This is a genomic window from Alkalibacillus silvisoli (assembly GCF_039521975.1).
Lineage (GTDB): Bacteria > Bacillota > Bacilli > Bacillales > Alkalibacillaceae > Alkalibacillus > Alkalibacillus silvisoli.
The window spans coordinates 1-8,597 of the sequence record NZ_BAAACZ010000032.1; the positions used below are offsets into that span (position 1 = coordinate 1).

6 protein-coding genes and 1 pseudogene are annotated in these 8,597 nt (G+C 39.0%); 4 read left to right on the forward strand and 3 right to left on the reverse strand.

Features of this window, described 5'->3' with window-relative positions; genetic code table 11:
• Window positions 1-128: 128 nt before the first annotated feature.
• Entirely contained in the window at window positions 129-836 is a 708-nt protein-coding gene (nagB, locus tag ABDZ63_RS15495; protein WP_343785072.1) for a glucosamine-6-phosphate deaminase, read from the reverse strand.
• Window positions 817-1,962 carry an N-acetylglucosamine-6-phosphate deacetylase gene (nagA, locus tag ABDZ63_RS15500; RefSeq protein WP_343785074.1) on the reverse strand — a complete coding sequence of 382 codons (1,146 nt, stop codon included), beginning with the start codon at window positions 1,960-1,962 and terminating at the stop codon, window positions 817-819. Before nagA ends, nagB begins: the two co-directional genes overlap by 20 nt.
• Before the next feature lie 133 nt (window positions 1,963-2,095).
• On the opposite strand from nagA, the gene glcD reads away from it, so the two are divergent.
• The 3 genes and pseudogenes from glcD (at window position 2,096) to ABDZ63_RS15515 (ending at window position 5,952) form a co-directional block, all read left to right on the forward strand.
• Entirely contained in the window at window positions 2,096-3,502 is a 1,407-nt protein-coding gene (glcD, locus tag ABDZ63_RS15505) for a glycolate oxidase subunit GlcD (RefSeq protein ID WP_343785076.1), read from the forward strand.
• On the forward strand, window positions 3,499-4,800 hold the full coding sequence (locus ABDZ63_RS15510; protein ID WP_343785078.1) for a (Fe-S)-binding protein: 1,302 nt from the start codon (window positions 3,499-3,501) through the stop codon (window positions 4,798-4,800). The genes glcD and ABDZ63_RS15510 overlap by 4 nt, the downstream gene beginning before the upstream one ends.
• 157 nt (window positions 4,801-4,957) lie before the next feature.
• Window positions 4,958-5,952 (forward strand): annotated as a pseudogene (locus ABDZ63_RS15515) (DUF3231 family protein).
• A 212-nt stretch (window positions 5,953-6,164) separates the two neighbouring features.
• Here ABDZ63_RS15515 and ABDZ63_RS15520 read toward each other — a convergent pair.
• Window positions 6,165-7,094 carry an N-acetylglucosamine kinase gene (locus ABDZ63_RS15520; protein WP_343785080.1) on the reverse strand — a complete coding sequence of 310 codons (930 nt, stop codon included), beginning with the start codon at window positions 7,092-7,094 and terminating at the stop codon, window positions 6,165-6,167.
• A 172-nt stretch (window positions 7,095-7,266) separates the two neighbouring features.
• Here ABDZ63_RS15520 and ABDZ63_RS15525 point away from each other — a divergent pair, with 172 nt between their 5' ends.
• Window positions 7,267-8,364: an ABC transporter ATP-binding protein gene (locus ABDZ63_RS15525; protein WP_343785082.1), complete on the forward strand. Its 1,098-nt coding sequence runs from the start codon at window positions 7,267-7,269 to the stop codon at window positions 8,362-8,364.
• The last annotated feature ends 233 nt before the right edge of the window (window positions 8,365-8,597 follow it).

An 8,597-nucleotide genomic window follows, 5' to 3' on the forward strand; every position in this document is an offset into this window, starting at 1 on the left:
TTAAAAACATTGTATCCAAGAGGGAGTGAAATGACTCATTCTTTTTTACACAATTATACGGACTTAATCTTTTTATCGGCGCTCAACAACTTTTATCAGCGCTCAATCTCGATTCAGCTATCCACCTTTCAGTAATGTGGCATCTTCACTCCGCCTGAAAGTAGGGTAACGTTCGGGTGTTGGTGTAAAATACTGGCTGGAAAGTTCTCATCAACTTCTCCGTTCATTAATCTCTCTAAGGCTTCTTGTTTATCTTCTCCGTAAACGAGTAATATAATTTGCTTAGCTTCCATAATGGTTTCAATTCCCATCGTCACTGCTTTACTCGGGACTTCTTCATAATGCTTAAAAAAGCGAGCGTTCGCTTGGCGTGTCGATTCAGCTAAGTCAACAACGTGTGTACGTGATGAAAATGGTGTACCTGGTTCGTTAAAGCCTATATGTCCGTTGTGTCCTAAGCCTAATACTTGTAAATCGATGCCATCATACTGCTTAATTAGTTGTTCATAACGTTGGCATTCTACTTCTAGATCGTCCGCTTCTCCGTTTGGGATATAACTAAAAGCAACATCAATATGCTCGAACAATTGCTCCTCCATAAATGAGCGATAACTTTGTGGGTGATTAGCACTTAAGCCGACATATTCATCTAAATTAAAAGTGACTGCCTGTGAAAAGTCGCCTTTAGAATGTCTTAACACTTCATACATTCCTTTAGGTGTACCACCAGTCGCTAAACCAAGTGTTGAGTTTGGCTTAGCTTTCAATTGATTTATAATTAAGTTGGCAGCTTGCTTGGAAAAATCATGATAATGTCTAGTTTGAAGATGCTTCATAACTGACAACTCCTTTACAATATGTTTGGTCTATTTGAAATGAATCATCAACTAATAAAAAGTCCGCATCCTTCCCCAATGCAATACTCCCTTTACGCTCCCAAAGGTCATATTGCTTAGCTGGATTAACTGACGCCATTTGGATGAGATCATAGAAGCTAGCATCACATAAATCCAACATGCGCTTTACAGCTTGGTCCATTGTTAACACACTACCTGCTAACGTTCCATCACTTAATTTCGCCTCTTTCCCGTTAACTGATACCGTATGACTTCCTAATGTATATGTTCCATCACTTAACCCTTTCGCGCGCATGGCATCGGTAATTAGAATTAAACGTTCAGACCCAATCGTTTCATATAAAATTTGCACCATATCATCTGAAACATGGATCCCATCAACTATCAATTCACTTTTTAGTTCATTTAAAAGCATAGCAGCCCCGACTGCTCCGATTTCTCGGTGGTGAATACCATTCATCGCGTTACACAAATGTGTTAATTGCGCTAGTCCATCAGCGCAAGCTTGTTTGATATCTTTAAATTTAGCATCTGTATGACCAGCTGATGCAACGACACCTTCACTTGATAAAAATCGAATTAACCTATCTGCTCCCGCTAGCTCTGGTGCTAACGTCATGGCTTTCACAATTCCTGATTCAACCCAACGTCTCGCCACATCTAAATCAGGGTTAACAATACAATCAGGTGGCTGGGCTCCGGCTTTATTCCTTGCAATAAAAGGCCCTTCAACATGAGCCCCTAAAATTTCCGCTTCCCCTTTGTCCCCTTGGTATTTAGCAATGACTTCAATCACCTCATCTAATTCTGATAACGGACTCGTTAATGTCGTCGCTAGAAATGAGGTCGTCCCTTCTTTTGGTAAAACTTGAGCCATTTGTTTTAAAGCCGCCTCTGTACGGTCCATCACATCAGATCCGACTGCACCATGAATGTGCGTATCAATAAATCCCGGAACAAGATTAAGACCTCGACCATCAATCGCTTCACCACTTGTTAATGGCTTTTTATGAACTTGTTTAAACTTACCATCTTTAATCGTCACTGCTCCATTTTCAATCACTTCATCTTCTAAATAAATATTCACGTGATTAATTGAAAACATACATCACTCCCCCTTAGATTAAACTTTTATTTTAAATTGATTTTATAATATTCGTAATTTTATTTTAACATAATCAATTTTCTATTATAATAGAGTTAAGAAAACTTTGAGTGATCATAAAGGAGTGCCTCACATGTCTAAGACGTGGGTCAATGAGTTAACAGAAATAGTCGGCGAAGAGCATATTCAAACGAAAAAATCATCACTAATTGCTTATTCGTTTGATGCGACGCCTAACTTTCAAGCTTTACCTGATGCTGTCATTTCACCGAAAAATACGGATGAAATAAAGCAAATTGTACAAATCTGTTATAAGTATAACATTCCTATTATACCTCGAGGGTCTGGGACGAATCTAGCAGCAGGCACTACACCAACCCAAGGCGGCTTAGTCATCTTATTTACAAGAATGAATAAGATCTTAGACATTGATGAAGAGAACTTAACCATCACAGTACAACCAGGCGTCATAACTGATACGATCTGTCAAACAGTTGAAGCAAAAGGATTATTCTATCCACCAGACCCAAGCTCTATGAAAATCTCTACAATCGGTGGCAATATTAATGAAAATTCAGGTGGGCTACGCGGACTGAAATACGGGGTGACGAAAGATTATGTTCTTGGGCTCGAAGTCGTCCTTTCAAATGGTGAAGTGATTCAAACTGGCGGAAAACTAGCCAAAGACGTAGCAGGGTATGACTTAACAAGCTTAATGGTTGGCTCTGAAGGAACGTTAGGGATCATAACAGAAGCCATTTTAAAACTCATTCCTTTACCCGAGTCCAAGCAGACATTACTCGCAACCTATGATTCTATTGAAAAAGCAGCTGAAACAGTCTCCAGTATAATCGCTAATAAAATGACACCAGAAACACTCGAATTTATCGATCAGCCAACCATAAAAGCAGTAGAAGACTTTTCTCAAGTCGGCTTGCCGACAAACGCAGAAGCTGTATTACTTATTGAACAAGACGGTCCAAAAATGCTCGCCGAAAGAGACATCGCAATCATAGAACAGCTCACCAGCCAGCACGGAGCAATCAATACGCAAATCGCCCAATCCGAAACTGAAGCACACGCACTAAGAGAAGCAAGGCGCACAGCCTTATCCGCTTTAGCTAAATTAAGTCCAACGACGATCCTAGAAGATGCGACCGTTCCTCGTTCTGAAATCGCGACTATGGTCAAGGCAATTAATGATATTGCTAAGAAATATAATGTCAATATCGCCACATTCGGCCATGCCGGAGACGGTAACTTACACCCGACATGTACAACTGATTTACGGGACAAAGAAGAATGGGAACGGGTTGAAATGGCATTTGAAGATATTTTCGCTAAAGCCATTGAATTAGGAGGTACGATTACAGGTGAGCATGGGGTTGGGGAAATGAAATCGCCTTACTTAGAATGGAAAGTGGGTGAACAAGGCTTACAGATGATGAAACAACTAAAACATGCCTTTGACCCATACAATATAATGAACCCCATGAAAATATTTGCTAAATCAACACGCAAAAGGGTGGTGGTCTCATGATTGATGCGATTACTAAAGACTTTCAAGAGCGTATTAGTGAGGATGAATTACTCAATTGTATGCGTTGTGGCTTTTGCCTCCCTGCATGTCCAACTTATATTGAAACACAAGATGAAGTCCATTCACCGCGTGGCCGCATTTCACTCATGATGGCTGTTAGAAATGGTGAAATTGAAGAAATAGAAGAAGTTGAGAATTCGCTTAATGTTTGTTTAGGGTGCCGTGCATGCGAACCGGCTTGTCCTGCTGGTGTTAATTATGGACATATGCTAGAGGAATCACGCGCGATTTTAAAGGAGCATAAACAAGTTCCAATTAAAGAAAAAGCTTTACGGAAAGCAACATTAAACAGCTTATTTCAAGATACGAGTAAAATGGAAAAAGCAACGAGCTTACTAGGATTTTACCAGCGTTCTGGTTTACAAAAGACGAGCCGCAAGCTTAAAGTATTAAATTTCTTTCCAGAACATATGAGGCAGATGGAGAGAGTGCTACCAGATGTTCCAAAACGAAAAAATCGCAGTGAAGCCTTTCGATTTAAAAGTCACACCGGTAAAACTAAAGTAACAGTCGCCATGTTCAAAGGCTGCTTAATGGACACTTTATTTCATGAAACGAACCAGGCGACAATTGATCTATTAAATAAGGCTGGTTGTGATGTCGTAATCCCAGACACTCAAGGCTGTTGCGGGGCATTACATGGGCATAGTGGTGAAAAAGATGGTGCTATAAAACAAGCGAAGCAAAATATTGCCGCTTTCGAACAAGCCTGGGCTGACTATATAATCACTAACGCAGGCGGTTGTGGCGCATTTTTACATGATTATGATCATTTATTAAAACGTGATCATGAATGGAGTGAGCGTGCTCAAGCTTTCACCTACAAAATAGTAGACTTTTCGACAATTTTAATAGATTTAGATTTTACAAGTGAAATAGCACTTTCACTAGATGAGCAAATTGTCACTTACCAAGACTCCTGTCACCTACGTAATGTGATGCATGTATATGAATCACCACGCGAATTGATCAAAGGAATCGAAAACGTGACATACACTGAAATGTCAAACGCCGATCAATGTTGTGGCTCAGCTGGGATATATAATTTAACTCAGCCCGACATGTCGATGCAAATACTCGATTCAAAGATGGAAAAAGTAGAAGAAACGAAAGCAACGACAATCGTAACAACAAACCCTGGCTGTTTATTACAAATGAAGCTCGGAATCGAACGACAAGGACAATCCGATCAGGTGCGCGCCGTTCATTTAGCTGATTTGTTGTTAGAGGCTATGTAAGAGACGACTGGTTTGAAGAATAAAGACAACACAAACAGAGCATTGAATTGTTAAGCGATTCAATGCTCATTCTTATTTAACTAACGCGCACCACTAGTTGAATAAGAATGTTAATAACTTTTACTATCCTGGGAAAGATTAGATTGAGGTGATTTATTTGGATAATCAGGAATTAAAATTAACTTCTGCTGAGATAGGAACATTGTGGGGAGAGTATGTAAATGGAACTGCTGTTGATATGATTAATAAGTATATGTTGTCTATTATAGAAATAAAATTACTTTTTGAAGACGCAATAAAAATATTTGCTACACACAAAAAACAAATAACACAATTCATTGAAAATGAAGGATTCCCAGTCCCTATTGGTTTTAATGAATCAGATCTCAATAAAAACTCCAAAAGGTTGTTTTCTGATATCTTTTGCTTGCACTATTTACACATTATGACCCTACATGGCTTATTAGGTCATTCAACATCGCTTAGTTCATCTGTCAGGAAGGACTTGAGACACTTTTATGATTCATGTAGTAACGACGGGATGAATATGTATCATCGAACTACTGAATTACTACTGGAAAAGGGGCATTTTCAAAAAGACCCATATTTTTTCTCTGGAGGAAATCCTGAGTTTATTTCAGGACAAAAATTTATCAATGGTTTCTTCGGTGACAACGCCCTTTAGCCTCAACAGAAATTATTGCTCTATCACTTAATTTGAAAAAGAAGATAATGGAAAAATCCCTTTCTATCGGATTTAGCCAAGTAACAAAATCAAAAGAAGTTAGAAGTTTTCTAAAAAGTGCACAAAACGCTTCTGACCAACAAATCCAATCACTGAGTAAGATACTAAAAGGAGATAATTTGCCAGTACCAATGTCTTGGGAATCAGAGGTGACAATTTCTCAGGATTCACCGTTTTCAGATAAGTTAATGTTGTATCATATAGGATTTTTATTACAATCTTCACAATCATACCACGGTGCGGGTCTCGCATCTGCAATGCGAATAGACCTTGTAACAGTTTATGAGAAAATCATTCTAAAAAATCTAATGATTACAAAGGAATGGTTCAATTTAATGACTAAAAATAAATGGTTAGAACAACCGCCATTAGCTCCAGACAGGAAAAGAATTGCTAAAGATAAGTAATATATATAATGCCCTCAAATATGGGGATTTTCACTTCAAAAGCGGTCATTCAACTAAACTACTCATTTCGTATTATAAGGTTAGCCAGAATGCTAAGTATTTAGTTGAATGACTAACATAACTATACCAACTACTTATTAATTTTATAAAAGTTATTGTAATTAACCTAATTTTCATATAAAAAACTGTTAAGTTAGAAGTATAAAGTGACGTCACATTTTAAACCTTGTAAGAGGAACATCCATTTCTTTCAAAGCTGCTACAACCGCACCGATAACAGGCTCTTTTTTAAGTATGATAAGTTTTGACCCTAATGGTATCCGAGATTTTAGTAACTTCGGCAATACATCTTCTCTTTTAAACAATCCACCAGCTAAGATCACATCTTGGTTGTCTTTAAAATGGGTTTTCAACATCGTGTTAATCGATAGAGCTAGGTGATCAGCTGCTTGTTCAATCATTCCACTCGCCAAATGATCTCCTTCATCATAAGCTTCAAAAACCGGCCTGCTTAATGAGGCAATCGTCTCACGCGGGCTTTTTGACTCGTACACTGCTGGAATTAAATCTGGAACATGGTCGACATTTAGTAATGAAGTAATTTTTTCTGTTAAATGATCCGCTTCCATTTTCCCATCATAGGCATGAAACACCTTCTGTAGCGCTTTCTGTCCAATCATATAGCCACTACCTTCATCACCAAATAAATATCCCCAACCCCCGATTCGTGACGGGTCACCTGCTTCATTAATTCCATAAGTAATTGAGCCCGTTCCTGCAATTTGAACGACACCAGGCTCTCCTAACGTACCAGCATATAACGCATTAATCGCATCATTAAAGACAATGACACGTAAATCTGGTAAGCACTCAGCAAAAACTTCCTCGACTAACCGGCTCTTTTCAGAATCACCGGAACCAGACATTCCAGCAAAGCCGAGTTCAATTCGCTTAAAAGCCTCTCTGTCTTGTTCTTTCAACTGATTCACCATATGTAAAATCGTTTCTTTTAACTGACTTCGACTAACCGCATTGGGATTCGTTGGCCCAACAGTAACAGAAGCATAAACATACCCTACCTCATCAGCTACAGCCGCTTGCGTACCTGTTCCACCACCATCTATTCCTAAAACAATCGTCATACCCTCAACTCCAATTAATCAGTATATTTCAAGTTATCTATCATTATGTGTAAAGGCTTACAAAAAAGCAATAGCAGATTGCACACACTTAATCTAGTAAACGTGTGCACTTTTGACATAGTTTTTGAAAGCGGTTTTATATAGAATGAAATTAATAGAAAGGATGATCGAGATGGCAGAGTTAAAGTTAAATAATATTAATAAGTACTATGACAAAGATGTGCATGCAGTTAAAGATTTTAACTTAGATATTGGTGATAAGGAATTTGTCGTATTCGTTGGTCCATCAGGCTGTGGTAAATCCACAACACTCCGCATGATTGCTGGGTTAGAGGAAATTTCAGGTGGGGATCTGTTAATTGATGATGAACGCGTTAATGATGTTCCACCGAAAAACCGTGACATCGCAATGGTTTTCCAAAACTACGCTCTATACCCGCACATGACAGTATATGACAATATTGCATTCGGCTTAAAGCTACGTAAGTTTAAAAAAGATGTTATTAAAGAGAAAGTAGTTGAAGCTGCAAAAATTCTAGGGTTAGAAGACTATTTAGATCGTAAACCAAAAGCATTATCAGGTGGTCAGCGTCAGCGTGTAGCACTAGGTCGTGCCATCGTACGTAATGCAAAAGTGTTCTTAATGGACGAACCATTATCAAACTTAGACGCTAAACTTCGTGTACAAATGCGTACAGAAATTCAAAAACTACACCAACGCCTACAAACGACAACGATCTATGTGACACATGACCAAACAGAAGCGATGACCATGGCCACTCGACTAGTCGTGATGAAAGATGGTGTCGTACAACAAGTCGGTTCACCAAAAGAAGTGTTCGACAATCCAAATAACGTATTCGTCGGAGGCTTTATCGGCTCACCAGCCATGAACTTCTTTAACGGGAAGGTTGAAGACGGGGCGTTTGCAATCGGTGAGACAAAAGTCGAAGTACCAGAAGGGCGCATGAAAGCATTGCGCGAACAAGGTTATATTGATCAAGATGTTATTATGGGCGTTCGTCCAGAAGACATCTATGATGAGCCTGTATTTATCGAAAACTCACCAGGTACTGTATTTAATACAAACATTGAAGTAGCAGAGTTAATGGGGTCTGAATCCTACCTATATTCTCGTTTAGATGATCAAGAATTTATCGCTCGAGTAGACGCGCGTTCACAAGTATTTGCAGGCGATCACGTCAAGCTTGCAATCGACATGAACAAAGTCCACTTCTTCGATGCTGAAACAGAAGAGCGAATTAAATAGTTAGAAGGAGAAAACTGCCTAGCCGGCAGTTTTTTCATTTTGATTTGGCTGAGGCTACGGCCGAATCAGGCGTTCGCCTGATTAATTGGGCGTTCGCCTGATTACGGAGAATTTCGCCTGAATATTAAATTTTTCGCCTGATTATCGAGAATTTCGCCTGAATATGGTAGCGTCAATAAGTATGTGTAAATGCGCCACCATGGATTGTAAGCACCCAGTTGGTTTTACATGGA

What these genes read in the sequence shown, in the direction of transcription:
- glcD (WP_343785076.1), top strand. Translation starts at nt 2,096, where the DNA reads ATGTCTAAGACGTGGGTCAATGAGTTAACAGAAATAGTCGGCGAAGAG.
- ABDZ63_RS15510 (WP_343785078.1), top strand. Translation starts at nt 3,499, where the DNA reads ATGATTGATGCGATTACTAAAGACTTTCAAGAGCGTATTAGTGAGGAT.
- ABDZ63_RS15525 (WP_343785082.1), top strand. Translation starts at nt 7,267, where the DNA reads ATGGCAGAGTTAAAGTTAAATAATATTAATAAGTACTATGACAAAGAT.
- nagA (WP_343785074.1), bottom strand. Translation starts at nt 1,962, where the DNA reads ATGTTTTCAATTAATCACGTGAATATTTATTTAGAAGATGAAGTGATT.
- ABDZ63_RS15520 (WP_343785080.1), bottom strand. Translation starts at nt 7,094, where the DNA reads ATGACGATTGTTTTAGGAATAGATGGTGGTGGAACAGGTACGCAAGCG.
- nagB (WP_343785072.1), bottom strand. Translation starts at nt 836, where the DNA reads ATGAAGCATCTTCAAACTAGACATTATCATGATTTTTCCAAGCAAGCT.